The organism is Amycolatopsis rubida (genome assembly GCF_900115345.1).
In the GTDB taxonomy this organism is placed as follows: Bacteria; Actinomycetota; Actinomycetes; order Mycobacteriales; family Pseudonocardiaceae; genus Amycolatopsis; species Amycolatopsis rubida.
This window is the reverse complement of record NZ_FOWC01000008.1, coordinates 72106-96446: the sequence shown is the minus strand read 5'-3', so window position 1 is coordinate 96446 and position 24341 is coordinate 72106. Positions and strand designations below refer to the sequence as shown.

At 71.6% G+C, this 24341-nt stretch carries 24 protein-coding genes and 1 pseudogene; 12 read left to right on the top strand and 13 right to left on the bottom strand.

The window, feature by feature from the left end; all coding sequences use genetic code 11:
- The first annotated feature begins 3 nt into the window (after nucleotides 1-3).
- The 5 genes from BM362_RS27925 to BM362_RS47665 all read left to right on the top strand — a co-directional run bounded on the left by BM362_RS27925 (nucleotide 4) and on the right by BM362_RS47665 (nucleotide 6780).
- A complete protein-coding gene (locus BM362_RS27925; protein ID WP_067579990.1) occupies nucleotides 4-1071 on the top strand; it encodes an ABC transporter ATP-binding protein in 1068 nt (355 codons plus the stop codon).
- A complete protein-coding gene (locus tag BM362_RS27920) occupies nucleotides 1068-2948 on the top strand; it encodes a DUF5107 domain-containing protein (RefSeq protein ID WP_093575153.1) in 1881 nt (626 codons plus the stop codon). Before BM362_RS27925 ends, BM362_RS27920 begins: the two co-directional genes overlap by 4 nt.
- Nucleotides 2949-3028: 80 nt before the next feature.
- Nucleotides 3029-3805 (top strand): DeoR/GlpR family DNA-binding transcription regulator, encoded by a 777-nt coding sequence (locus BM362_RS27915; RefSeq protein ID WP_067579994.1) that lies wholly within the window; start codon nucleotides 3029-3031, stop codon nucleotides 3803-3805.
- 203 nt (nucleotides 3806-4008) lie between these two features.
- Nucleotides 4009-5976: a glycoside hydrolase family 31 protein gene (locus BM362_RS27910; RefSeq protein WP_244287312.1), complete on the top strand. Its 1968-nt coding sequence runs from the start codon at nucleotides 4009-4011 to the stop codon at nucleotides 5974-5976.
- 330 nt (nucleotides 5977-6306) lie between these two features.
- The gene (locus BM362_RS47665) at nucleotides 6307-6780 is read left to right on the top strand and encodes a hypothetical protein (protein WP_067579998.1); all 474 of its coding nucleotides are present in this window, start codon (nucleotides 6307-6309) and stop codon (nucleotides 6778-6780) included.
- 4 nt (nucleotides 6781-6784) lie between these two features.
- Here the strand turns inward: BM362_RS47665 and BM362_RS27900 are convergent, their stop codons facing one another.
- Nucleotides 6785-7675 carry a phosphotransferase gene (locus BM362_RS27900; protein WP_067580237.1) on the bottom strand — a complete coding sequence of 297 codons (891 nt, stop codon included), beginning with the start codon at nucleotides 7673-7675 and terminating at the stop codon, nucleotides 6785-6787.
- An 881-nt stretch (nucleotides 7676-8556) separates the two neighbouring features.
- Here BM362_RS27900 and BM362_RS27890 point away from each other — a divergent pair.
- The gene (locus BM362_RS27890; RefSeq protein WP_067580239.1) at nucleotides 8557-8988 is read left to right on the top strand and encodes an Hsp20/alpha crystallin family protein; all 432 of its coding nucleotides are present in this window, start codon (nucleotides 8557-8559) and stop codon (nucleotides 8986-8988) included.
- A gap of 66 nt (nucleotides 8989-9054) precedes the next feature.
- Nucleotides 9055-9951, top strand: coding sequence for a polysaccharide deacetylase family protein (locus BM362_RS27880; RefSeq protein ID WP_244287325.1), 897 nt, complete (start codon nucleotides 9055-9057; stop codon nucleotides 9949-9951).
- Here the strand turns inward: BM362_RS27880 and BM362_RS27875 are convergent.
- A complete protein-coding gene (locus tag BM362_RS27875) occupies nucleotides 9911-11002 on the bottom strand; it encodes a sensor histidine kinase (protein WP_143132497.1) in 1092 nt (363 codons plus the stop codon). The genes BM362_RS27880 and BM362_RS27875 overlap by 41 nt on opposite strands.
- A gap of 22 nt (nucleotides 11003-11024) precedes the next feature.
- Between BM362_RS27875 and BM362_RS27870 the strand changes: the two genes are divergently transcribed.
- On the top strand, nucleotides 11025-11639 hold the full coding sequence (locus BM362_RS27870) for a response regulator transcription factor (protein ID WP_093575150.1): 615 nt from the start codon (nucleotides 11025-11027) through the stop codon (nucleotides 11637-11639).
- Between the two features lie 188 nt (nucleotides 11640-11827).
- Nucleotides 11828-13069: a flavin-dependent oxidoreductase gene (locus BM362_RS27865; protein ID WP_067580004.1), complete on the top strand. Its 1242-nt coding sequence runs from the start codon at nucleotides 11828-11830 to the stop codon at nucleotides 13067-13069.
- Nucleotides 13070-13071: 2 nt separating this feature from the next.
- Here BM362_RS27865 and BM362_RS27860 read toward each other — a convergent pair whose 3' ends face one another.
- From BM362_RS27860 to BM362_RS27845, 5 genes and pseudogenes are all read right to left on the bottom strand, one after another.
- Nucleotides 13072-13548 (bottom strand): cupin domain-containing protein, encoded by a 477-nt coding sequence (locus tag BM362_RS27860; protein WP_093575149.1) that lies wholly within the window; start codon nucleotides 13546-13548, stop codon nucleotides 13072-13074.
- A gap of 110 nt (nucleotides 13549-13658) precedes the next feature.
- Entirely contained in the window at nucleotides 13659-13817 is a 159-nt protein-coding gene (locus BM362_RS49365; protein ID WP_244287311.1) for a hypothetical protein, read from the bottom strand.
- Nucleotides 13818-13887: 70 nt separating this feature from the next.
- Nucleotides 13888-14248, bottom strand: a pseudogene (locus BM362_RS50700) (class I SAM-dependent methyltransferase); the annotation flags it as partial.
- Nucleotides 14248-14421 (bottom strand): hypothetical protein, encoded by a 174-nt coding sequence (locus BM362_RS49360; protein WP_157904863.1) that lies wholly within the window; start codon nucleotides 14419-14421, stop codon nucleotides 14248-14250. The pseudogene BM362_RS50700 and the gene BM362_RS49360, both read right to left, overlap by 1 nt.
- 14 nt (nucleotides 14422-14435) lie before the next feature.
- Entirely contained in the window at nucleotides 14436-14999 is a 564-nt protein-coding gene (locus tag BM362_RS27845) for a helix-turn-helix domain-containing protein (RefSeq protein WP_067580008.1), read from the bottom strand.
- A 70-nt stretch (nucleotides 15000-15069) separates the two neighbouring features.
- On the opposite strand from BM362_RS27845, the gene BM362_RS27840 reads away from it, so the two are divergent.
- Nucleotides 15070-15765, top strand: coding sequence for an AzlC family ABC transporter permease (locus BM362_RS27840; RefSeq protein ID WP_067580010.1), 696 nt, complete (start codon nucleotides 15070-15072; stop codon nucleotides 15763-15765).
- A complete protein-coding gene (locus BM362_RS27835; RefSeq protein ID WP_067580012.1) occupies nucleotides 15765-16085 on the top strand; it encodes an AzlD domain-containing protein in 321 nt (106 codons plus the stop codon). The genes BM362_RS27840 and BM362_RS27835 overlap by 1 nt, the downstream gene beginning before the upstream one ends.
- Nucleotides 16086-16232: 147 nt before the next feature.
- Here BM362_RS27835 and BM362_RS27830 read toward each other — a convergent pair whose 3' ends face one another.
- Nucleotides 16233-17825, bottom strand: coding sequence for a M4 family metallopeptidase (locus BM362_RS27830; protein WP_067580014.1), 1593 nt, complete (start codon nucleotides 17823-17825; stop codon nucleotides 16233-16235).
- A gap of 444 nt (nucleotides 17826-18269) precedes the next feature.
- Here BM362_RS27830 and BM362_RS27825 point away from each other — a divergent pair, with 444 nt between their 5' ends.
- Complete coding sequence (locus BM362_RS27825; protein ID WP_093575147.1) at nucleotides 18270-20381, top strand: elongation factor G-like protein EF-G2; 2112 nt, start codon at nucleotides 18270-18272, stop codon at nucleotides 20379-20381.
- A 231-nt stretch (nucleotides 20382-20612) separates the two neighbouring features.
- On the opposite strand, the gene BM362_RS27820 is transcribed toward BM362_RS27825, so the two are convergent.
- Genes BM362_RS27820 through pgsA form a run of 5 tightly spaced genes read right to left on the bottom strand, consistent with a single transcriptional unit; the run spans nucleotide 20613 to nucleotide 24322 of the window.
- Nucleotides 20613-21125 carry an XdhC family protein gene (locus tag BM362_RS27820; protein ID WP_067580018.1) on the bottom strand — a complete coding sequence of 171 codons (513 nt, stop codon included), beginning with the start codon at nucleotides 21123-21125 and terminating at the stop codon, nucleotides 20613-20615.
- A 15-nt stretch (nucleotides 21126-21140) separates the two neighbouring features.
- A complete protein-coding gene (locus BM362_RS27815; RefSeq protein WP_093575146.1) occupies nucleotides 21141-21626 on the bottom strand; it encodes a LemA family protein in 486 nt (161 codons plus the stop codon).
- Nucleotides 21623-22759, bottom strand: coding sequence for a glycosyltransferase family 4 protein (locus tag BM362_RS27810; RefSeq protein WP_067580243.1), 1137 nt, complete (start codon nucleotides 22757-22759; stop codon nucleotides 21623-21625). The genes BM362_RS27815 and BM362_RS27810 overlap by 4 nt, the downstream gene beginning before the upstream one ends.
- A 16-nt stretch (nucleotides 22760-22775) precedes the next feature.
- Nucleotides 22776-23678, bottom strand: a complete 903-nt coding sequence (locus BM362_RS27805; protein WP_067580022.1) for a phosphatidylinositol mannoside acyltransferase — start codon at nucleotides 23676-23678, stop codon at nucleotides 22776-22778.
- On the bottom strand, nucleotides 23675-24322 hold the full coding sequence (gene pgsA / locus BM362_RS27800; protein WP_067580024.1) for a phosphatidylinositol phosphate synthase: 648 nt from the start codon (nucleotides 24320-24322) through the stop codon (nucleotides 23675-23677). The genes BM362_RS27805 and pgsA overlap by 4 nt, the downstream gene beginning before the upstream one ends.
- Nucleotides 24323-24341 lie beyond the last annotated feature (19 nt).

Sequence of the window (24341 nt, the reverse complement as noted above, 5' to 3'; positions counted from 1 at the left end):
CTGATGGCCACCGTGAGCTTCACCGACACCACCCGCTACTACGCCGGGGTCGAGCGCCCCGCGGTGGACGGGCTCGACCTGGAGGTCGCCGACGGCGAATTCCTCGTGCTGGTCGGCCCGTCCGGCTGCGGCAAATCGACGACCCTGCGGATGCTCGCCGGGCTGGAGGGCGTGGACGAGGGCTCGATCCACATCGGCGCGAAGGACGTCACCGAACTGCCGCCGAAGGAACGGGACATCGCGATGGTGTTCCAGAACTACGCGCTCTATCCGCACATGACCGTCGCCGAGAACATCGGCTTCCATCTCAAGCTCGCGCGCATGCCGAAGGACGAACGGGAACGCCGCGTTCGCGAAGCCGCGACCACCCTGGACCTGACCGAATTCCTCGACCGCCGCCCGGCGAAGCTTTCCGGCGGGCAGCGGCAGCGGGTGGCGATGGGCCGGGCGATCGTGCGGGAGCCGAGCGTGTTCCTGATGGACGAGCCGCTGTCCAATCTGGACGCCAAACTGCGGGTGCAGACCCGCACGCAGATCGCGTCGCTGCAACGGCGGCTCGGCACCACCACGCTGTACGTCACGCACGACCAGATCGAGGCGATGACCATGGGCGACCGGGTGGCCGTGCTGCGCGACGGCGTGCTGCAGCAGTGCGACTCCCCGGTCGGGCTGTTCGAGCGGCCGCGCAACGTGTTCGTCGCGGGTTTCATCGGCTCCCCCGCGATGAACCTCATCGAGACCACAGCGGACAGTTCCGGCGCTGCGGCGGGCGACGGCACGCTCCCGCTCACCCCGGCCCAGCGGTCCGCGCTGACCGGGCCGGGGATCGTCGTCGGCGTGCGGCCGGAAGGCTGGGACATCGGCGGCGCAGGCTACCGCGCGGTCGTGGAAGTGGTCGAGGAACTCGGCAGCGACCAGTATCTCTACTGCCGGACCGGGGACCGGGTGCTGACCGTCCGGACCCCGGGCATGGCGCCGTGGAAACGCGGCGAGGAGATCTCGCTGGCCCCGCGGACCGGCACGGCGCACTTGTTCGACGCCGCCACCGGCGAACGGCTGCCGGACGCATGAGCACGATCACCCGCACCGAACTCGTGCTCCCCGCGGCCGGACTGGGCCCGGAGAACCCGTTGCCGCCGTTGCTCCGGACCGAACCGGCGGCTTCGGTGTCCAACGTGGACGAACTGCCCGCGGACCTGGCGGCGAACCTTTCCTACGGCAGGCTGGACACGGTGCTGCCGTGCCGGATGCAGGACGGGTACGGCCGCGACCGGACCGAACAGCGGCTGCCCGCGCTGGTGCTGGAGAACGAGCGGCTGCGCGCCACCATTCTCCCGGGGCTCGGCGGGCGGCTGTATTCGTTGCTGGACAAGGAAACCGGCCGGGACCTGGTGTACCGCAACCCGGTGTTCCAGCCGGCGAACCTGGCGCTGCGCGACGCGTGGTTCGCCGGCGGCGTCGAGTGGAACCTCGGCAGCACCGGGCACACCACGCTGACCTGCGCGCCGATGTTCGCCGCCGCGGCGCCCGGTCCCGGCGGCGAACCGGTGCTGCGGCTGTGGGAGTGGGAACGCACCCGCGATCTCCCGTACCAGCTGGATTTCTGGCTTCCCGGCGGATCGCGGCAGCTGTTCGTGGGCGTGCGGATCCGCAATCCGCACGCCCACGACGTGCCGGTGTACTGGTGGTCCAACACCGCGGTGGCGCAGACGGCCGGAACCCGCGTGCTGGCCCCGGCCGCGCAGGCGTGGCACTACGGCTACTCCGGGCGGCTCGACCTCGTCGACGTCGCGGGCGATCTCACCTATCCCGCACGGGCGGACGCTGCGGCCGACTACTTCTTCGAGGTCGACGGGCCGCCGTGGATCGCCGCCGTCGACTCCGGCGGGCACGGGCTCGGCCAGGCTTCCACGGCGCGGCTGCGCGGGCGGAAGCTGTTCGTGTGGGGCGAATCCGCGGGCGGACGGCGGTGGCAGGACTGGCTCGCCCCGGGCATGGAGGGCTACCTCGAAATCCAGGCCGGGCTGGCCCGGACGCAGCTCGAACACCTGCGGCTGCCCGCGGGCGCCTCGTGGGACTGGCTCGAAAGCTACGGCCCGGTCGCGGCCGACCCGGAGATCGCGCACGGACCGGACTGGCCCGCCGCGCTCGCTTCGGTCGCCGCCGGGCTGCCTGCCGCCGACGAACTGGACCGCCGGTGGCGCGAATGGCGCGCGGTCGCGGATGCCGCGCCCGGGGAACTCCTGGCGGCCGGATCCGGCTGGGGTGCGCTGGAAACCCGCCGGATGCTGACGGAACTGCCCGGCACGCCGTTTCCCGAGCACAGTCTCGGCGCGGCCCAGCAGCCGTGGCTGGAGTTGCTCGACGGCGTGGCGCCCCGGGCCGAGCCCGCCGCCGAACCACCGGACACCCTGGTCAACCGGCACTGGACCGAACTGCTGGAGGCGGTGCCCGACGCCGGCTGGCTCACCTGGTACCACCGGGGAATCGCGCGCTGGGCGGCAGGCGACCGCGACGGCGCGGCGGCCGCGTGGCGCAGGTCCCTCGATGCGGAGCCGAACGGCTGGGCCTGGCGCAATCTCGCCGTCGCCCAGGACGATCCGGCGCGTGCCGCGGAACACTACCGGCGGGCGGTCGGCTTGCTGCCGAAGCTGGCTCCGCTGGCGCTGGAGGCGGTCGCCGCGCACCTCGCCGCCGGAGATCCCGCCGCCGCACGGCACTTGCTCGAACCGTGGCCGGCCGAGGGCCGGTTCGCGTTGCTGCGAGCGCGGACCTTGCTCGCGCTCGGCGATCCCGGCGGCGCGCGCGAGGTGTACGAGCGCGGCTTCGCCGTGCCCGGCATCCGCGAGGGCGAGACGTCGCTGGGCGATGTGTGGCACGCGATCTCCGCCGGCCCGCTGCCCGCCGAGTACGACTTCCGGATGAAAACCGGTGGTGGGGCCGGATGAGCGCGAGGGGCCCGCGGGGTGAACAATGGCGCCGCGGCGGGCACGCAGGGACGGGACCGGCTCGAAGGGAGCATCAGCCGATGGCTCGGCACGAACGGTTGAGCACACTGTTGGACCTCTTGGCGAAGCGGGAGAAACTCGACGTCGAAGAGGTGGCCGCGGAGCTGAACGTCTCCGCCGCCACGATCCGCCGCGACCTGGACCACCTCGCCGAACAGCAGCTGCTCACCCGCACCCACGGCGGGGCCGTCGCGAACGACCTGGCCTACGATCTGCCGCTGCGGTACAAAACCGCCCGCCACGCCCCGGAAAAACAGCGGATCAGCGCCGCGGCGGCGGCGCTGGTGTCCAACGGCATGGTGGTCGGCCTCAACGGCGGCACCACGACCGCGGGCGTGGCCCGGGCGCTGGCCATGCGCGCGGACCTGGCCGACGCCCCCGGCCTCACCATCGTGACCAACGCGCTCAACATCGCCCACGAGCTCGCGGTGCGGCCGAACATGAAGATCGTCGTCACCGGAGGGGTGGCCCGCCCGCAGTCCTTCGAGCTGAGCGGGCCGCTGGCGACCCTGGTGCTCAGCCAGCTCAGTCTGGACCTGCTGTTCCTCGGCGTGGACGCGCTGCACCCCGCCGCGGGCGCGTTCGCCTGCCACGAGGGCGAGGCGGACATCAACCGGCTCATGGTGAACAACGCCGCCCGTGTGGTGGCGGTGGCGGACAGCTCGAAACTCGGCCGCCGCGCCTTCGCGCGCATCTGCGACATCTCCGACGTCCACGAAGTCGTGACGGACAGCGACGCCGATCCCGACGTCACCGCCGCTCTCAAAGCCGCCGGGATCCCGGTGCAGATCGCCTGACGCCGCGCGGCTGCACTCTCTCGGAAGTCCGTGCGGGGAGCCCTGGGGGAATCTGATTCCCCCAGGGCTCCCCGCACGGACCTGCACGCCGCGCCCAAGCCCGCCCGAGCATGAGGGGTCTTGACAAATTCGCTGCGCAACGTGCTTACTACTGCACGTTCGAGCGTCACCTTGAGCATCTTCACGCAGAATAGGAGGCTCCAGTGCCTCGACGACTCGCGTACGCGGCGGCCGGGCTCATCCTCACCGGTTCCGTCGCGACTCCCGCCGCGGCGCAACCGCTCTCGTCGATCTCCGTGCCGCGCGGTCCCGGCTCGCCCGGTTACCAGCTGCGCATCGACACCACCCGCCTGGGCATCAGCCTCTCGCGCGGCGGCGAACAGTTGCTGCGCACCGCGTCCGACGCTTTCACCTTCGACGGCGGCGTGGCCACGCGCGTGCGGTCGATCTCGCGCGACGGCGCGACCGTCGTCGCCACCGCCGACAGCACCGCGGGCCGCCCGGTGACCCTGCGGATCACCCCGCACCCGGACCGGTTCGATCTGAAGTGGACAGTCGGCGGGCTGGCCGCCGGGCAGCGCGCGACCCACTTCGACCTGGCGGCGTCCGGGCACTGGTACGGCGGCGGCGAAACCAGCGAAGGGAAAGCCCAGCCGTACCCGCTTTCCGCCGGAACGGTGGACGAGCCGGAGTTCTCGCCCGCCAGCTACATGATGCAGGAACCCTATTTCTTCACCTCGAAATCGGTCGGGCTCTTCGTCCGCACCGCGCAGCCGATGAAGGTCGCGATGGCAGGCGGGCGCGCCGACCTGGCCGTGACGAACTCCGCGGAATATTCGAGCACGGTGTTCGTGGAGTCGAACCGCCGCGCGGTGTACGACGACTACGTCGGCGAGGTCGGCAAACCGGCCAAGAGCGACGCGACCGACGCCGAGTACGCGAGTCCACTGTGGAATTCCTGGGCGCAGTACTACCGCGACATCGACCAGGACAAGGTGCTTTCGTGGGCGCGGGACCTGAAGGCGGCGGGCGTCGCCGGGCACACCGTGCAGCTCGACGACAAATGGGAATCCGGCTACGGGAACCTGACCTTCGACCCGAAGACGTTCCCGGACCCGAAGAAGCTGGCCGAGGACATCCACGCCATGGGCCAGAAATTCGGCCTGTGGACCACGTTCTGGATCAACCTGGACTCGGCGAACTACGCCTACGCCCGCGACCACGGCTATCTGGTGCGCGCCAAGGGAAACCCGGCCCAGCCGTGCACGGTGACCTGGTGGAACGGCACCGCGGGCATCATCGACCTCGGCAATCCGCAGGCCCGCGACTGGTACACCGGCAACCTGCGGAAGCTGATGGCGGACTACGGCGTCGACGGCTTCAAGTTCGACACCCGCTTCTTCGACGACCGCTGCGCCGCCACCGGGAACCTGACCCCGCAGGACTACCAGAAGCTGGGCGCGGACATGACCGACGCGTTCGACCAGCAGGGGGCGGGCATCCGCACGCACTGGGGCAACCAGCGCTACGGGTTCGTGATCCGGGCGGTCGACGCGGACACCACGTGGGACGGCCTGCGCACGTCGCTGCGCCGGGCGTCGGCGATCTCGGCCAACGGCTATCCGTTCGTCGAGACGGACATGATCGGCGGCTCGAACAGCATGCCGCCGCCGTCGCGCGAGGTGCTCGTGCGCTGGGCGCAGGCCGCGTCGCTGATGCCGCTGATGTACGCGTCGACGTCCCCGGTGACGACAGTCGACACCACGACCGGCAAGCCGGTCGCCTACCCGGCCGACACCGCGAAGCTGTACGCCGACGCGGTCCGCACCCACGCGAAGCTGGCGGGCTACCTGAAAACCCAGGTACAGCAGGCAGTCGCGGACGGCACGCCGATCATGCGGCCGGTGTACTTCGACTTCCCCGCCGACCACCGCTTCGACACCGTCGACGACGAATGGCTGCTCGGCCCCGCCCTGCTGGCGGCTCCGATGATCACGGCGGGCGCCTCCCGCGACATCGCGCTGCCGCAGGGGCTGTGGTTCGACCCGCACACCAAACGGGTCGAGATCGGCGGCCGGACGCTGCGCGACTACTCGGCTCCGCTGGACACGACGCCGATGTTCGTCCGGATCGGCGCTCCCGGCTGGACGGAACTCGCGGCGAAGCTCTGAGCCGCCGGCGGCGTCCGGCGGGACCTGCCTCCACAATGGACGAAAGGGAGCTTCCCGCGCACCGGGAACCTGTCAGGTGTCGGCGACGAGGGAAATCGGGCTCGGCGTTCGCGGCCCGCAGGTGGCGGAGGTCGGCATAGCGTCCCTTTCGGAAAACCGGTGCAGCGGACGCGCGAATACATCGGCATCGTCAGGAAGGCGCTGCGCTGCGAACGGTTCCGGCACAACGCATCCGGATCTCGAAGCGGGCAAGGCCCCCTGCGCATCGCGGCCGAAGCCCTCGCGGCGTCTGGTGCCGGCGACTGATCCTTCGTGGACCCTCCTCACCGCATGGCCGTGACCCAGCAGCTCGCCCGCATCCCCGCGGCGCACCTCGCCGCCTGCCGGCAGTCGGTGGAAACGCTCGGCGGGCTGTGTTCCTTCACCTCGATTCCGGAAAGGGACTACTGCGACCTGGATTGGTGGCCGGTCGTCCTGAAATCGGCTTGGCAGCTGACCGGAGCCGATGACCGGACCCTCGCGGCGGGCTTCGACGGCGACGAGGAAGTCAATCCGGCCTGCCGGGATGTGCTCTACTCGATCGACGGACATCCGGTGGCCGAAGCGGTGTGCGGCATCACCCCGGACGCGGTCCGCGCCGTCGTGCCGCCGGACCCGGAGCAGATCGAGGCCAGGCTGGGCTCGCTCGCGCGGGAAGCGCTCGGGGATCCGGCTGAACATCTGGCCGAGCAGCACACCGTCCCGCGCGAATTCTACGTGGAAGCCGCACGCCGGGAGCTGGCCGTCGCGCGGTGGTGGGACTGACCCGTCACAGACCCTTCAGCACCCGATCCAGCGCCGCCCGGCCCGCCGGTCCCCAGTGCGGTTTTCCGCCGGGAAGGCCCTGCTCCCCGTTCTGCCCCAGGAGGATCAGGAAGAGGCTTTTCATCGCGGCCAGCCCGCGGGCGCGCCGGATCGCCGGCTCGTCCGCCCGCGCGTAGCTCTCGAAGAACCGCGCGGCCGTGCCCGCGGGCAGCACCACCCAGGCGGCGGCGAGATCCCACGCCGGATCACCGGCGGACAGGTCGCCGAAGTCCACGATTCCCGAGAGGGTTCCTTCCGAGACAACGACATTCGCCGGATGCAGGTCGCCGTGTACCCACACCGGAGGGCTCTCCCGCGCACGGGCCGCGACAGCGTCGTCCCAGACTGCCCGGACGTCGTCCTCCATGCCGTCGAGGGCAACGGCCCCGAGGAATTTCTCGAAGCCGCTCGTGCACTCCCGGGGATGGGCGCCGCGATCCGCGGCGATCGGCGCGTCGGCGGGAGCTTCCGCGTGGAGCGCCCGGAGGAAGTCCGCCAGAGTGTCAGCCGCGTGCGTGCCGCGGCTGATCGTGCCGCGGTCGAGCGGTTCTCCGGGGACCCACGTCAGCACGGTCCAGTACTTGGGGAAACGCCCGGACGGTTCGCCGTACCGCACCGGCACCGGCACCGGAAGCGGCAGGCGCGGGGCCAGGACCGGCAGCCACCGGCGCTCCTTGAGCTGCGGCTGCGGGGTGGGGTCCATGCGCTGCATGCGGACGGCCAGTTCGTCCCCGAGACGCCACATCTGGTTGCCCCAGCCGCCCGCCACCTCGCGGATCGGCAGACCGGCGAGGTCCGGGTGCTGCTGCTGGAGCAGGTCGCGGACCAGGTCAGCGGTGATCTCGGTGGCGGTCACGCGGAACGATACTACCGGCGCGACGGCCGGAGCCCGCGCGGACGGTCGTCGCGGCCGGTAATTGCTTTGCGGGACAAGGGAATCAGGTCCCGCGCGGTCAGCGTTCACCAAGCCGGGCGCGGAGGCCTGCGATGCTGTCGTGGGCGGCGGCGAGTTCGTCCGGCAAGCCGCTGATCCGGGCGGCCGACACGAGAGAGCGGCCTTCGTCCAGTTGTTCGCGCAGCCGCACCGCCGGGTCAGCTGGCGGCGGGAACAGCGGCGACGCCCGAGCGCACGACAGCCGCGGTGTCCAGGCTGCGCGGGAAGGCCCGCTGCACGCCCGGCATTTCGGCAGCCTGCCCGGTCGTGCCAGCCGGGCAGTCCTTCTCTCCGGGATCGGCTTAAGATTATGTGAACTCTCCGCTTGACACAATCTTCAGTGAGCGCTATAGAAATAGTAGCCGCGACAGCTGACCTGGGTGCCGAAACCACGTAGCCGGGGAGTGATCGACGATGCCGGACACCACCAGCCGCCAGGCCGATCCAGCCGGGCCGGGTGCGCCGTGCTGGTGCCGGGCGTGGCCCCCGGAGCATCGAGAGCGTTCTCCTCCGAGGCCAAGCGGCAGCACGAAAGCCGTGCCATCGCCGGGGAGGTGAGAACCCGGCGCGACGGGCCGGGGCGGTCTGCCACGACGCTTGGCCGAGGAGGCTCGCCCGGCCCCGGCAGTGCGTGTCGCGACGCGGTCCCGCGGCCGCCCAGCCCGGCACAGCTGCTTTTCACCCGAACTGGTTCCGGTCCCGCCGTTCGCGTCCGGCGGGACCGGATCCCCGCGACAACCCCCAAAGCGAAGACCCGCCCTGCCGGCGGGACACGAAGGAAGGAGAAAGGGAGGCGCATGGTCATGTTGATGCGAACTGACCCGTTCCGGGAGCTCGATCGGCTGACCCAGCAGTTCTTCGGCGCCACCGGCACCGCGGCCCGTCCGGCGGTGATGCCGATGGACGCCTACCGGTCCGGCAACGACTACGTGGTGCAGTTCGACCTGCCGGGCGTCGCACCGGAGTCGATCGACCTGGACGTCGAGCGCAACGTGCTGACCGTCAAGGCCGAACGCCGGCCCGGCTACGGCGAGGACGCGGAGGTCCAGGTCTCCGAGCGCCCGCGCGGGGTGTTCTCCCGGCAGCTGTTCCTCGGCGACACCCTCGACACCGACAGCATCAAAGCCGACTACGACGCGGGCGTGCTCACCCTGCGGGTGCCGATCGCCGAGCAGGCCAAGCCGCGCAAGATCGCCATCGGCGGCAGCGGCCAAGCCAGGCAGATCCGCGCCTGACCGGTTCGTCGCCGGCCCCGCCCCGCGGCGGGCGGGGCCACGGCTCCCCCGGCAGCGCCGGTGCCGATGCCGGTGCCGGTGCCGGTGCCGGTGCCGGTGCCGGTGCCGGTGCCGGTGCCGGTGCCGGTGCCGGTGCCGGTGCCGGTGCCGGTGCTGGAAGTACTAGTACCTTCGCCGCTTCCCGCGCCACAGCCCCGTCGGCAAGCTCGCCGCATGATCCGCTTTTCCCTGTCCAGACGGGCTCGCCGCTGGTTGATCGCCGTGGCCGTCGTGCTGGTGCTGATCCTCGTCGGCGGTTACGTCCTGTTCCGGATCGCCGATTCCCGGACGTTCCAGTTCTTCGGCGGCCTCACCGCCCGCGTGGAGACGCCGGAGAAAGCGGTCGCGCTGACCTTCGACGACGGTCCCAGCCCCGCCGGGGTGAAACCGGTCCTCGACACCCTGGCCGCGCGCGACGTCCACGCGACGTTCTACCTCATCGGGTCTGAGCTGGCGGCGCATCCGGATCTCGGCCGCGCGATCGCCGCGGCGGGCCACGAGATCGGCAACCACACCTACTCGCACGAACGCATGCTGCTGATCACGCCCGGGTACGCGGCGAGCGAGATCGAACGCACCGACGCGCTGATCCGCGCCACCGGCTACCCCGGCGAAATCACCGTCCGCCCGCCGAACGGCAAGAAGCTGTTCGCGCTGCCGTACTACCTGCACGAGCACGACCGGAAGACGATCACCTGGGACGTCGAACCGAACTCCTTCCCCGAAATCGACCGCAGCGCCGCGGCGATCGCCGACTACACCGTGACGCACGTGCGCCCCGGGTCGATCGTGTTGTTCCACGCCATGTACCCGGGGCGCGAGCAGACCCGGCAGGCCATCGGACCGGCTGTCGACCGGTTGCGGGCGCTCGGCTACCGGTTCGTCACCGTGTCGGAACTGCTGGCGCTGCGAGGCAAGGGATGACCGCCGTGACCGACCAGCCCTCCCCTTCGGGCCCCGCGGCGAGCGAACCGCCCCGGGCGGCGAGCTGGATGCGCAGGCTGTCCAGTCCGTACCCGGTGCCGGTCGTCGGATGCCCGATCCGGTCGTTGCGCACCACGATCCGGACGGACTCCAGGGCCACCTCGACCTCGACCCGCAGCCGGACGCCGGGACCGTTGTGCCGCAAGGCGTTGATGGCCGCTTCGGAGACGATCCGGTCGGCGAGATCCCGGACCTGGTCCGGAATCCGGTGCAGCGCGGGCTCTTCTTCGATCACGAGACCGGCCGCGGTCAGCTCGGCGAGCACGGCAGCGACCGCCGGTCCTGGCTGCTGCTGCCCGTCGTCCCGCAGTTCGCGCAGGGTTTCGCGGACCTGGCCCAGCGCGTCCCGTCCGGCGGCGAGCATCGCGTCCACCCTGGCGCGGTCCGTGCTGGTCAGCTCGCCGACCGCGAGGAGCGCCTCGGCCTGCACGAGCATCACCGTGGTGGTGCGCGCGAGCGTGTCGTGCAGCCGTCGCGCGGTCTGCTCCCGGCGTTCGGCGGCCAGGCGCTCCAACTGGAACCGCGTGCGCTGCGCCGCGAACTCCGCGCGCTCGGCGGCATGCCGCTGCCGCTCGGTCCCGAGCAGCCACGCCACGACGCAGACCGCGACCGCAAGCAGCGCACCGTCCACCGGACCCCTCGACACGGTCATGGCGGCGCCGAGAGCAGCGGCGGAAAGCCCGCCGAGCCCCCATCGCACCGACGCCCGGCGTGCGCTCGGCACTGTGTACAACGCGATCAGCACCGGCACGTAGTCGATGTTGTGCGGCTGGGTCGTCAGCAGCCGGGCAAGCGTCGCCGCGGTGACGAGGGCGAGCACCCACCCCGGGAACCGGCGGCGGAAGGCCAGCGGCAGGACCTGCGCGGACACGAGGGCGACGCCGTCCCACCCCGTCGCGGGCGGCCACGCCCCGCCCACCGCGAGCAAGACCGCGACGAGCACGGCGGTTCCCAGGTCGAGCAACGATTTCCGGTCGCGGAACCAACGCACGAAGCGAGCGTAGACTGCCGTGGTGATCAGGGTCCGGGTCGTCGACGACCACGCGCTGGTGCGGGAGGGCCTCGCGCTGATCCTCGGCGCCCAGCCGGACATCGACGTCCTCGGCGCCCACGCTGACGGCGCCGGCCTGCTCTCCGCGCTGGATCCCGCCACGGACGTCGTCCTGCTGGACCTCTACCTCCCGGGAACGGACGGAATCGAAGTCCTGCACCGGGTCCGGGGGCCGAAGGTCGTCATGCTCACCACGATCGGCCGCGCAAGCGAAATCCGCCGCGCCCTGGCCGCGGGAGCGAGCGGATTCGTGCTCAAGGACAGCACCGGCGCGGAACTCGCGGCCGCGGTCCGCGCCGCGCACGAGGGAATCACGGCGATGAGCCCGGCGGTCGCCGCGGCCCTCCGCGCGCCGGCGGCCGAGGGAGTCACCCCGAGGGAACGCGACGTCCTGCTCCTGCTCGGGCGAGGACTGTCCAATCGCGACATCGCCGCCGAGCTGGGCTTGGCCGAGCGCACAGTGAAGGTGCACGTGGGCAACCTGCTCGCGAAGCTTCAGGTGGAGAGCCGGACGCAGGCCGCGTTGCTGGCCGAAGGGATTCTCGGGAACCCTGCTGGGACGGTGCCTTCCGGCTGAGGAAGGAACGTCGCTCGATCCTCTGTTCAGGCGCTGCTTCGCGGCCTTCGCAGGCGTTGCGGAGGTCGTGCTGTGGCGACGTCGGCGAGGTGATGCGGCCCCGCCCAACAGACCCAGCGCCGCTGGTCGGCGGTAGCGCGCCACCCCGCTCTCCGCCACCCTGGGCAGTCGAGGACGGGAGGCAGCACGTGAAGGTCGTCATCGCCGGAGCGGGCATCGGCGGGCTGACCGCGGCCCTGCGGCTGCACCGCGAAGGCATCGAATGCACGGTGTACGAGCAGAGCACCAGGATCGGCGAGCTCGGCGTCGGGATCAACGCCTTGCCGCACGCGGTCAAGGAACTCGCCGCGCTCGGGCTGCTCGGCCAGCTGGACGAAATCGGGATCCGCACCCGCGAGCTGTTCTACACCCATCGGCTCGGGCAGGTGATCCTGCGCAAGCCGTGCGGGCTGGACGCCGGGTTCACGCTCCCCCAGTACTGCCTGCACCGGGGCAGGCTGCAGAACATGCTGCGGCGAGCGGTCCAGGCCCGGCTGGGCCCCGAGGCGGTGCGGACCGGACACCGGCTGACCGGGTTTGCTCAGGACACGCGGGGCGTGCGCGCGCACTTCGCTGAGCGGGAAAGCGGCGAAGCGGTGACCGTGGCCGGGGACGTCTTGGTGGCGGCCGACGGGATTCACTCGGCCGCGCGGTCCCTGCTGTTTCCCGATGAGGGTCCGCCGCGCTGGAACGGGGTCCTGATGTGGCGCGGCGCCACCGACTGGCCCGAGTTCGGCGGCGGCGCTTCGATGATCGTCTCCGGCGGCACCGAGGCCAAGCTGGTGCTCTACCCGATCGGACCGGGCCGGAGCGCGGGCACCCGGCTCACCAACTGGGCGGTCTGCGTCCGGACCGGCCGGCCCGGCGACCCTCCCCCGGACCGGCAGGACTGGGCCAAACCCGGCGATCGGGCAGAACTGGCTCGGCACGTCGGGCGGTTCCGGTGCCCGGAGGTCGACCACGCCGCGCTGGCCGAGGCCACCGAGGAGATCTTCGAGTTCCCGATGTGCGACCGGGACCCGCTGCCCGCCTGGTCGCACGGACGCGTGACGCTGCTCGGCGACGCCGCCCATCCGATGTACCCGATGGGGTCCAACGGCGCCGGCCAGGCGATTCTCGACGCGTCCAGCCTCGCCGCACAGCTGACGCGGCACGCCGATCCCGTCGAGGCGCTGCGCGCCTACGATGCCGGCCGGCTGGCGGCCACCGGCGAGATCGTGCTGCGCAACCGCCGGGGCGGCCCGGAAAACGTCATCGACGAGGTCGAACGGCGCGCGCCGGAGGGCTTCGACCGTCTTGAGGACGTCATCGACGCGGCGACGCTCGACGCGATCGTCAGCGGCTACGCGCAGGTTTCCGGGGCGTCCCAGCAGCAGGTGAACCGCACCTGAGTTCAGGCGCCCGCCACCGAACCGGGCGGCAGGAAGTCGACGTCGTGCAGCGCCGACACCCGGACCACCTCGGCCGGGTCCGTCAGGTTGTGCAGCTTGTCGAACAGCGTCGCCAGCTTCCCGGCCGGGCTCACCCAGAACAGCCCCCGGGTCATGCCCTCGCCGCGGTTGTAATAGGCGTGCGGGAGCCCCTTCGGCATCCGCACGGTGTCGCCGGGACCGGCGGTCTCCCATCGGCCGTCGAGGTAAAGGGTGAACACGCCCTCCAGGATGTAGATGTGCTCGTCCTGCGTCGGATGGACGTGCGGCGGCACCCCGGTGCCGGGCGGGTCGAGGGTCTCGAACGCGAAGCTCGACTCGCTGGCCGCCTTCATCGAGTAGGTGTGGCCGAGCACGTTCCACACCTTGTTCCGCATGCCTTCGCGGGCGGGCGTGATCCCCTGGGGCAGGGGACCGAGCACGATTTCCTCGCCGGTCATCACACCTCCTGGCCGATGGTTTCGTCCGACAGGGACTCTGCGCTATCCGGTCGCCGGTGTACAGCCTCCCCCAGGACCGGGGAAGCGGAAGTCCTTCAGGACAAGCCTGGTCAGGCCTTCCCGGCCTCGACGCAGCGCCCGATCTCCGGGACCGGCAGCGCGCCCCGTGGGAACGACATATCGGCGACCGCTTCGGGAAACCGCCCGCAGCGCCACGGCGGCGGCCGCTTGGCCACAAACCGCCGGTACAGCTTCCGCGCGTCGTACATCTCCGTGCCGTCGAGGAACGAATGTGGACAACAGCGTGCTCCTGGCGCCCGCCGTGGCCAGCGCGTCGAAGGTCGCCCGCACTCCGGCCTCGGCCAGATACTGGGTGACGCCTTCCCAGAGGAACACAGTCCGGCCTCTGGGGCGCCAGCCATGCCCGGCCAGGACGCTGCCGAGGTCGTCGGTGTCGACCGGCACCTGCGTCACCGGGTACGAGGGCAGCCGCGCCTGCTTGGCCCGGATGGTCCACCTCGAACGCCGGGACGCCCGAGGGAACGGCGATGCGGGCCGGGCGGGTGTCCAGCCCGGCGCCGAGGACCACGACGCTGTCGGCGCCCGCTCGCAGCGCGTCGCGAAGCCGCTCGTCGAGATAGCGTTTGCCGCACGCGATCCCGGCGCAGATTCCGGAGCTGTCCTTCTCCGCGACGGCGATCAGCCGATCCGCAGCGGCGCCCAGCGGGCCGGCCTGGCCGCGGCACGCATCCCGGCCGGCCGCATTCGCGCCGCGAGTTCGTCGTCGGTCAGCCGCCGCCCGGCCGGGAAGTGCCGTTCCACGGCCGCGGTCGTCATCGGCCCGGCCGCGGTTCCCGTCGCCTTGCCTGCCATGGCGCGCCCCGCTGTCAGTTGTATTCGGAGATCTCCACCCCGAACGTCCCCGGCTCCAGCGCCTCGAAGATGTGCGGCACGTCGCCCGGATAGCAGATATAGTCCCCCGGCAGCAGCTCCACCGGGTCGTCCATGATGCCGATCCGCGCGCGGCCCGCGCACAGCACGGTGTGCTCCACCACGCCGCTCATGTGCGGGTCCGACCGCCGAGGGATGCCGGGCTCCGCGCTGACCAGGTAGATGTCGCGGCGCGCGGCGGACGGGCACGCGGACAGCAGCGTGCACGCGTAGTCGGCGTGTTCGGCGAACACCGTCGGGCCCTTGCCCGCGCGGATCACCTTCACCTCCTGCCGCTCCGGTTCGACCAGCCGGGAGAACGGCACGTCCAGCGCGACGCCGAGTGCCCACAGCGTCTCCACGCTCGGGTTGCCCGATCCCGATTCCAGCTGGGACAGGGTGGATTTCGCCAGGCCTGCCCGGCGCGCGACCTCGGTCAGCGAGAGGCCGGCGCGGGCCCGCTCGCGGCGCAGGGACGCCGCGATGATGTCCAGCGGCGCGCCTGTGCTCTCGTTCGGCATGTGTGTTCGCTCCATCAGTCTTCTCGTTCGCCTTGACGAACAGGCCCCGACGTGTTCAGCATAGGACACTATGCGTTCGATTTGGCGAACACTCGACCGCGGCCTCGCCCGCGACATCGGTCTCGTATGCCTGGCCGACGCCCTCGTGGGCGTGTCCTACGGTGCCATCGCAGTGGGTTCCGGCTTCCCGCTGTGGGCACCGATGCTGCTGTCCCTGCTGGTTTTCGCCGGCGCGTCGCAGTTCATGTTCGTCGGCATCGTCGCCTCGGGCGGCAATCCGCTCGCCGCGGTCGCCGCCGGGCTGCTGGTGAACGCGCGGCACGTGCCGTTCGGGTTCGCGGTCGGCGACGCGCTCGGGCGCGGACTGCTCGGGCGGCTGGCAGGCAGCCACCTGATGATCGACGAATCGGTGGCGTTCGCGCTCGCCCAGCGCGACGCGGCCCGGCGGCGGGCGGCGTACTGGGCGTGCGGCACCGGGCTGTTCGTGTGCTGGAACCTCGGGGTCGTGGCCGGCGCGTTCGCCGGGTCCGCGATCAGCGACACCGACGCGTTCGGCCTGGACGCCGCCTTCCCGGCGGTGCTGCTGGCGCTCGTGCTGCCGTCGCTGAAGGACCGGGCGTCCCGGCTGCCGGTGCTGATCGGCGTGGTGGTCGCGCTCGCGGCCACTCCCCTGCTCCCGGCGGGCCTGCCGGTGCTGCTGGCGCTGGCCGGGGTGGTCGCCGGCGCCGCGGCGAAAGAGCCGAAGTCCCTGGAAGGAGCGCACTGATGGACGGCGCGGAACTGATCATCGCGACACTCGTGCTCGCGGCGGGCACGTTCGCGTTCCGGCTCGCCGGGCCGCTGCTGCGCGCGAAAGTGCGGTTGTCGCCGCGAGCCGAGCGGCTGATGACGCTGTCGGCGGTGGTGCTGCTCGCCGCGCTGGTCGCGACCAGCGCGTTGACCCAGGGGCAGGAATTCGCCGGGATCGCCCGGCCGGCCGGAGTACTGGTGGGCGGGGTGCTCGCGTGGCGGAAGGCCCCGTTCGTGGCGGTCGTGCTCGCCGCGGCGGCGACGGCGGCCCTGCTCCGCCTCGCCGGGGTGCCGTAACCGTTCCGGGAAAACCGCACAGCGAATTTCCCGGTCGGGATTTTCCGCGATCGAAGAACGACACGTCTTCCGGCAGGAAAAATACCGACCGGGAGAGGGAGACGAGTGCTCGTCGCCCTCTCCCGTCGGCGGGAAATCAGCTTTGGCTCATCGAGCGGAAATTGCGTGCGAATTGGCCGCACCGACCGCGCCGCAGGTCGGCTCGTCCGGCTGGGCGGACACGCTCACCGCGTCCCAGGCCGCCTTCACGGAGTTGAACTCGGTGCAGCTGTTCGGGAAGAGGCTCTTCGCCGCGGTCAGCGTCCAGGTCCGGTAGCTCTGGTAGGAGCTGCCGCTGGTCTTGAGCAGCATCGCGTTGTAGAAGATCTTCACGGCGGTCTGCACGCCGAGCCCGGTCACCGTCGAGTTGTCGCACGTCGGGCTGGCGGGCTGGCCGTTGGCCGGGTTCGACCCCTCGGCGAGGAGGTAGAACCAGTGGTTGCCGGGGCCGGCCGCGGCGTGCACCTCGGTGCCGGGAATCGAGTCGTCGTAGCAGTTCTTGTGGCCGAGCTGGGACGGGTCGTACATGTTGCGGATCGGCCCGCTGCCGACGAGGTTCACCTGGTTGCCGACCAGGAAGTCCGGGACCGCGTACGGCGCGGGCTCGTTGGCGAACCATTCGGACGCGGCGCCGTAGACGTCCGCGACGAATTCCTGGGTGCCGGCGCCGGACATGCTGCCCGGGGTGTGGTCGTCGATGCCGTGGCCGAACTCGTGGCCGACCACGTCGAGCGAGCCGATCCACTGGCCCGCGGTGTTGCTCCCGATCTGGACCTGGGTGCCGTCGTAGTAGGCGTTCTGCTCGTTGAGGCCGACGCGGATCGGCCAGGCGCCGCCGTTGCCGTCGAAGCTGTTGCGGCCCAGCCATTGCGTCAGCATCTTGTTCTCTTGCTGGATGCTGTAGAGGGCGTCGGCGCAGCCGGTTTCCCGGTCGGTCTCGTCGCCGTTGCCCCAGCTGTCGGTCGGCTTGGTGAAGGTCTGCTGGGTGTCGGCGTCCTGGCAGCTGAGGTTCGCGATGGCCGGATCGGTCATCGAGTAACCGCCCGCGCCGTCCGAGGACGTGTCGAGGTGCAGCGGCTCCGGGCCGTTCCACACGCCCTGCGCGTCGCCGTAGGCCACGTGCTCCTGCGTGTGCAGGATCTTCCCGGTCGTCGCGTCGACGACGACGTCCAGCTTGCTCGGCCCCTCGGCGTTCCGCCCGCTCACCCGGGTCGTCCAGGCGAGTTTCGGGCTGCCCAAAGCGTAAGCGGCGAGCGTCGCGGGCCGCACGCTGTCCACAGTGGGCACTTGGGTGCGGGCGATCGCTTCGGCCTGCTTGGCGGTCAGCTTCGGCGACGTGCTGGGCAGGTCGATCGCGGCGGTCTGCGCGACCGAGGTGGCGAGCACCTGCCCGGCGGAGTTCGTGGCCACGACGAAGTCGCCGCCGATGACCGGCAGGCCATGGTACGAGCGGTCGTAGGGCACGTACTTCAGGCCGTTGGTCGAGGAGATCACCTTGTGCTGCTGGAAAACGTCGTCCTTGCCTGCGTGCAGCGCGGCGGGCCGGGAGGCGACCAGCTCCTGCGCGGCGGTGGCCGCCATGGCTTCGGCGGCCTGCGGGCTCTGCGGTTCGAGCGGTTGCGCGTGGGCGGCGGTGGCCGTGGTGACGGCCCCGGCCAGGACCCCGGCTGCGAGCAGCACGAGCGGTCGGCGCGATTTCATCGGCGGTGTTCTCCTCCGGACAGGCCGGATCAGACCCGGGGGTGGGGGCCGGATTCGGAAGTGGAATGGGATCGAACCTCGCCAAGAGTCGGGTTTTTTCCCACTCCGGACAACCGACGAAGGTCGCTAAGTTGTCAACTTCGGCGCCTCCGTCCCGATTCTCGGTGCACGATTTCCGGAAATTCCTCTTTCCGCCCAAGAATCGCCACTCGCCCACCTCGGCAGCAGTCCGGCGTTCCGGATGAATCCGGCGGGAATGCGCCATCGAATCCTTTGTGGAAAGTGCGAATACAGCTGTCCGCGGTGGAATCGGCCGGTCCGGGCCGCCGGGACCCCGCGCTGAGCGAACGGCTGGTCCCGAGCCGATCGCCTTGCTTCCCGGCGGGTCCCGGGTGTGTGATCGGGGACACAGTCGCACCATCCGCCGTCGCTGAGGAGGCCGTCATGGCCGACAAGCAGAACAGGAGTACCGACCCTGGGGCCGCCGTCGCTGTGGCCGACCCCGCCAAGGTGCGCAACGTCGTCCTCGTCGGGCCTTCCGGTTCCGGGAAGACCACGCTCACCGAGGCTTTGCTCGCCGCGTCCGGCACGGTGCCGCGCGCCGGTTCGGTCGTGGAGGGCACCACGGTGTGCGACCACGACCCCGCGGCGGTGCGCCAGCAGCGCTCGGTCGGGCTTTCGGTCGCCCCGGTGCTGCACGCCGGGCACAAAATCAATCTCATCGACACCCCGGGATACGCCGATTTCGTGGGCGAACTGCGCGCCGGGCTGCGGGCCGCGGACGCCGCGCTCTTCGTGGTCTGCGCCGCCGAGGGCGTGGACGCCGCCACCGTCGCCGTGTGGGAAGAGTGCGCGTCGGTGGGCATGCCGCGCGCCGTCGTCGTGTCGCGGCTCGACCACCATCGCGCCGACGCGCTCGCCGAGATCGCCGCCTGCCAAGCCGCCTTCGGCGCGGGCGTGCTGCCGCTGTACCTTCCCGTGCCGGACGGCCTGGCCGGGCTCGTCACCCAGCGCCGCTACGACTATTCCGCCGGCTACCCGCCGCGCGTGGGCGACGCGGGCCCGGCCGTGGCCGAGGAGTTCGCCGCCGCCCGCAACGAGCTGATCGAGGGCATCATCGCCGAGAGCGAGGACGAGACCCTCATGGACCGCTACCTCGGCGGCGAGGAGATCGCCGAGGACGTGCTGATCGCCGATCTCGAAACGGCCGTCGCGCGCGGTTCGTTCCACCCGGTCATCCCGGTGTGCGCGACCAGCGGAATCGGGCTCGCCGAGGTGCTCGACGGCATCGTGCGGGCCTTCCCCTCGCCGCTGGAGCACACCCCGCCCGGCGTGACCAGCCCCGACGGCGCCGAGCACACCGCGCTGTCGGCCGATCCGGACGGGCCGCTCGCCGCCGAGGTCGTGCGCACCGCGGTCGATTCGTATGTGGGACGAGTTTCGCTCGTCCGGGTGTTTTCCGGGACCCTGCGGCCCGAGAATTCGGTGCACGTCTCCGGCCACGGCCTCGCCGAACGCGGCCACGAAGACCACGACGCCGACGAACGCGTCGCCCACCTCTACTCGCCGCTCGGCGCGAACCTGCGCGAGGTGCCGTTCTGCGTCGCGGGCGATCTGTGCGCGCTCACCAAAGTGGGTTCCGCCGAAACCGGCGACACGGTGTCGTCGCCGGACGATCCGCTGCTGATCAAGCCGTGGCGGATGCCCGAACCGCTGCTGCCGGTCGCCGTCGTCGCGAAGTCCCGCAGCGACGAGGACACGTTGTCCCGCAACCTGTCCCGGCTCGTCGCGGGCGACCCGACCCTGCGCTTGGAACGCAACGCGGAAACCGGGCAGCTGGTGCTGTGGTGCATGGGCGAGGCGCATTCCGAGGTCGTCCTGTCGCGGCTGCGCGCGGGCGGTGCGGACGTCGGCACCGAGCCGGTGCGGATCAGCCTGCGTTCCACGTTCGCGAAACCCGCCCGCGGCCACGGACGGCACGTGAAGCAGTCCGGCGGGCACGGGCAGTTCGCGGTGTGCGACATCGAGGTCGAGCCGCTGCCGCGCGGCGGCGGGTTCGAGTTCGTGGACAAGGTGGTCGGCGGTGCGGTGCCGCACCAGTTCATCCCGAGCGTCGAGAAGGGCGTGCGAGCGCAACTGCAACGCGGCGTCCAGGACGGCTGTCCGGTGGTGGACGTGCGCGTGACCCTGACCGACGGGAAGGCGCACAGCGTCGACTCGTCGGACGCGGCGTTCCAGACCGCGGGCGCGCTGGCCCTGCGGGAAGCCGCGGCGGCCAGCCGGATCTCGCTGCTGGAACCGCTGGACACGGTCGAGGTGAGCCTGCCGGACGAACACCTGGGCACGGTGCTGGGCGACCTGTCCTCCCGCCGCGGCCGGGTGCTGGGCACGGAATCCAGCGAGGGCGGGCACGCCGTGGTGCACGCCGAGGTGCCCGCGGCGGAACTGCTGCGGTACGCGGTGGACCTGCGCTCGCTGACCTCGGGGACGGCGACGTTCACGCGGCGGCACGCCCGGTTCGAGCCGATGCCGGAGGGGGCGGCGGTCCCGACCTGACCCGGGCGAAATCCGTGAGGGGAACCCGGAGAGGGGTGTTTCGAAACCCGGTGGCGTGGTCGGGCGTTAGCTGTGATACCGGGGCGGCGTGGCGTTTATCGGGCGGTTGTGTGCAAGCTGCCGTGTAACACACGGATTCAGCGACTGACCACGCGGGTTTCGAAACACTCTCTGAGAGACTCTGAGTCCCTCAGAGCTCCCCTCACGGCCGAACCTCGGTGGGCGCGGCGGTCAGAACTCGAAGCCGCCCGGTCGCCCGTTGCGGTCCGCCACCAGCCCGGCCAGCGTCGCGATCGCGATTTCCGCCGGGGTGCGCGAGCCGATGTTCAGCCCGACCGGCCGGTGCACCCTGGCGATGTCCGGTTCCGAAACGCCCAGCCCCCGCAGGGCTTCCCCGTGCGGCCCCGGATGCCGCGGGTTGCCCAGCACGCCCACCCACCGCGTGGGCGTCGCCAGTGCGGCCCGCAGGACCGTCCCGAGTTCCGGCCGGTGGTGGTCGGTCACCACGACGTCCGCGTCCGCTCCCGGAGCCGGCGCGGTGGTGCGGACTTCGACGCCGTCAGGCGCATCGCTGGCCCGCGCTTCGTCCGGCTCGAACAGCACGGCACGGTAGCCCAGATCGGCCGCGTAGCGCAGCAGGTACCGGGCCACCGGCGAGGCGAACACGGCCACCAGGGTCCGTTCCGCGGGCGGCTCTTCGACCTCGCCGTGTGCGACGGCGCAGGCATCGGGTTCGGTCGTCATGCTGCTCAGTCTGCCTCAGAGGTCCGGCTCGGCGAATTCGAAGTACTCCGGCAGCGGCGCGGTCCCGGCGAGCTTGAAGTAGCGCACCTTCCGCCGCCGCCGCAGCGCCAGCGTGTCCCGCACAGCGTCGTTGTGCACGCGACGGGCGATGACGACCCGGTGTTCGGCGTCGGTCAGTTCCCCGGCGAGCACGACCGGCAGCCGGGACCGGTCGATCGGGGCCAGGACCAGCGTCAGCTCGTTCTCCGCGGCCTCACGGTCCGGCCGCGCGGCAGCTTCGGCGCGCGCGGCCGCGGCGTGCAGGTCCGCACCATCGTGCAGGACCGCGGCGACGGCTCGGGCAACCACGGCTCGGCGCGCGAGGGCAGCTTCCAGAGCCGCCCAGCCCGCGTCGGTCCGGACGTGCAGGCGGTCGAGGCGGTTCGCGGTGGCGACCAGGAACAGCCCGCCGAGCACCACGATCGCGGCCGCCGCCACGAGCAGCCACACCAGCACCGTCACGCCAGCTCCCCCGCCGCGACCAGCCGGGGATCCGCCGCGATGGCCGTTTCGTACACCCGCAGCACCTGGGTCACCACGACCGCCCAGTCGTACGCCGTCACCCGCTCGCCTGCCGCGGCGGCGAGCGACGCCCGGTGCGCCGGGTCGCCCAGAAGTTCGCGCAGGCCGTCAGCCAGGGAGGACGGGTCACCGGTCGTGGTGAGCATTCCGGCGCGGCCGTCGTCGAGGACGCGGCGGAACGAGTCGAGGCCGCTGGCCAGCACCGGTGTGCCCGCCGCCATCGCCTCGGTGAGGATCATCCCGAAGCTCTCGCCGCCGGTGTTGGGCGCGCAGTAGACGTCGACGCTGCGCAGCGCACGCGCCTTCGTCTCGTCGTCGACCTGGCCCAGCAGGTCGATGTGCGGCCACAGCTTCGGCCCGGCCATCCGACGCAGCTGGTCCGGTTCGCCTCGGCCGACCACGAGCAGCCGCAGGTCCCCGAACTCCGGGAGCAGCCGCCGCGCGGCCTCCAGCAGCACGTCCATGCCCTTGCGCGGCTCGGTGAACCGCCCGACGAACCCGATCGTCCCGCCCGCGCGCGGATAGCCCTCCAGCGGCAGCGCACGGGAAAAGAACTCGACGTCCACGCCGTTCGGGATCTCGACCGCGTCACCGCCCGCGTGCTCCACCTGCACCCGCCGGGCCAGCGCCGACACCGCGATCCGGGCGGTGATCTTCTCCAGCAGCGGACGCAGCACCGGCTGGAACGCCGCCAGCGTCCGCGAGCGCGTCGTCGCGGTGTGGAAGGTGGCCACGATCGGCCCGTCCGCGACCTTCAGCGCCAGCAGCGACAGGCTCGGCGCGGCAGGCTCGTGCAGGTGCAGCACGTCGAAGCCGTTGTCCCGGATCCACCGCCGCACCCTGGCGTAGGAGACCGGCCCGAACTGCAGCCGCGCGACCGAGCCGTTGTACGGAATCCCGAGCGCCTTGCCCGCCGGGTGCACGAAATCCGGCAGCCGCGCGTCCTCGTCCGCCGGAGCCAGCACCGACACCCGGTGCCCGCGCTCGATCAGCGCCCGGGCCAGATCGCTCACGTGCCCCTGGACCCCGCCGGGAACGTCGAACGAGTACGGGCACACGATCCCGATCTTCAACCCGCGCGCCACCGGGTCAGCTCGCTTCTTCCAGCGCCGTCGCCGCGGAATCGGCGGGCCAGAACGGCTGCAGCATGTGCCAGTCGGCCGGATGCGCGGCGATGTCGCCGGCGAACACGTCGGCCAGCGCCTGCGTCGCCGCGGGCACCTCGGCCCGCTGCGTGACGCGGATGCGCGGATGGATCCGGATCTCCCAGCCGTCCTCGGTGAACCAGCAGCCGGTCGGCAGCAGCGCGGCGCCGGTGGTGGCGGCGAGCCGCGCGGGACCGGGCGGCAGGTGCGTCTGCTCGCCGAAGAAGCGCACCGGGATCCCGGACGAGGTCAGGTCCCGGTCCCCCAGCAGGACCACCACCTTGTTCTCGCGCAGCCGCCGCAGCAGCAGCCGCATCGCCGCGCTGTCGCCGGTCAGCGGCACGATCTCGAAGCCGAGCGATTCCCGGAACGACACGAACCGGCGGTACAGCGATTCGGGTTTGAGCCGTTCCGCGACCGTGGTGAAGGTGCCCGCGTAACTGGCGAGCCAGACTCCCGCGATGTCCCAGTTCCCGCTGTGCGGCAGCGTCATCACCGCGCCGTTGCCCTCGGCGAGCGCGGCGTCGATGTTCTCCGCGCCGGTCACCGTCACCCGCTTCGCGACCGCCGCGTGGTCCATCGCCGGAAGCCGGAACGTCTCGAACCAGTACCGCGCGTACGACCGCATCGCGCGCCGGACCAGCTCGTCCAGCTCCGCTTCGCCTGCCTGCGGCACGACGCGGGCGAGATTGGCGCGCAGCTGCCGCACTCCCCCGCCGCCCCGCCGCGCGGCCATGTCGGCGCCGAAGGCGAACAGCGCCGACCCGAACGACCGCGGCAGCCGCCGGACGAGCCGCCAGCCCGTCGCGTAGCCGAACTCGCTGAGCCGCTGGGACAGTGTGCTCACGGTTGCGCCCCGCCTGCCGGTGAGTCGGCCTGTTCCGCCGCGGCCGCCCGTGCCGCGCTCGCCACCGCCGCCGTCCGCTGCAGCAGCGTGACCACCGACAGCACGGCGAGCAGCCACAGCGCGATCTCGACGGTGTAGGGCACGCCCAAGCCGTGCAGCCCGGTGCCGACGAGGGCGATGATGAGCCGCTCCGCGCGTTCCACCAGCCCGCCGTCGGCTTCGAGGCCGGAGGCTTCGGCGCGCGCCTTCACATAGGAAATGACCTGGGCCAGCACGAGGCAGATCAACGCGGCGGCCGCGGCCCGGTTGTTGTGGTCCTGCACGAAGCACCACCACGCGATCGCCGCGAACAGCGCGCCGTCGACCAGCCGGTCGCAGGTCGCGTCGAGCACCGCGCCGAAGGGCGTGCCGTAGCCGCGGGCGCGGGCCATCGCGCCGTCGAGCAGGTCGAGCATGGCGAAGCCCCACACGGTGAACGTGCCCCACAGCAGCATCCCCTGCGGGAAGAACGCCAGCGCGCACGCGACGGCGCCCGCGGTGCCGAGCACGGTCATCGCGTTCGGGGTCAGTCCGGCGCGGACCAGGGCGGCGCCGATCGGGTCCGTCACACGGGAGACCGAGGCACGGGCGAAAATGTTGAGCATCTTCCTCGTCTGTGCACCT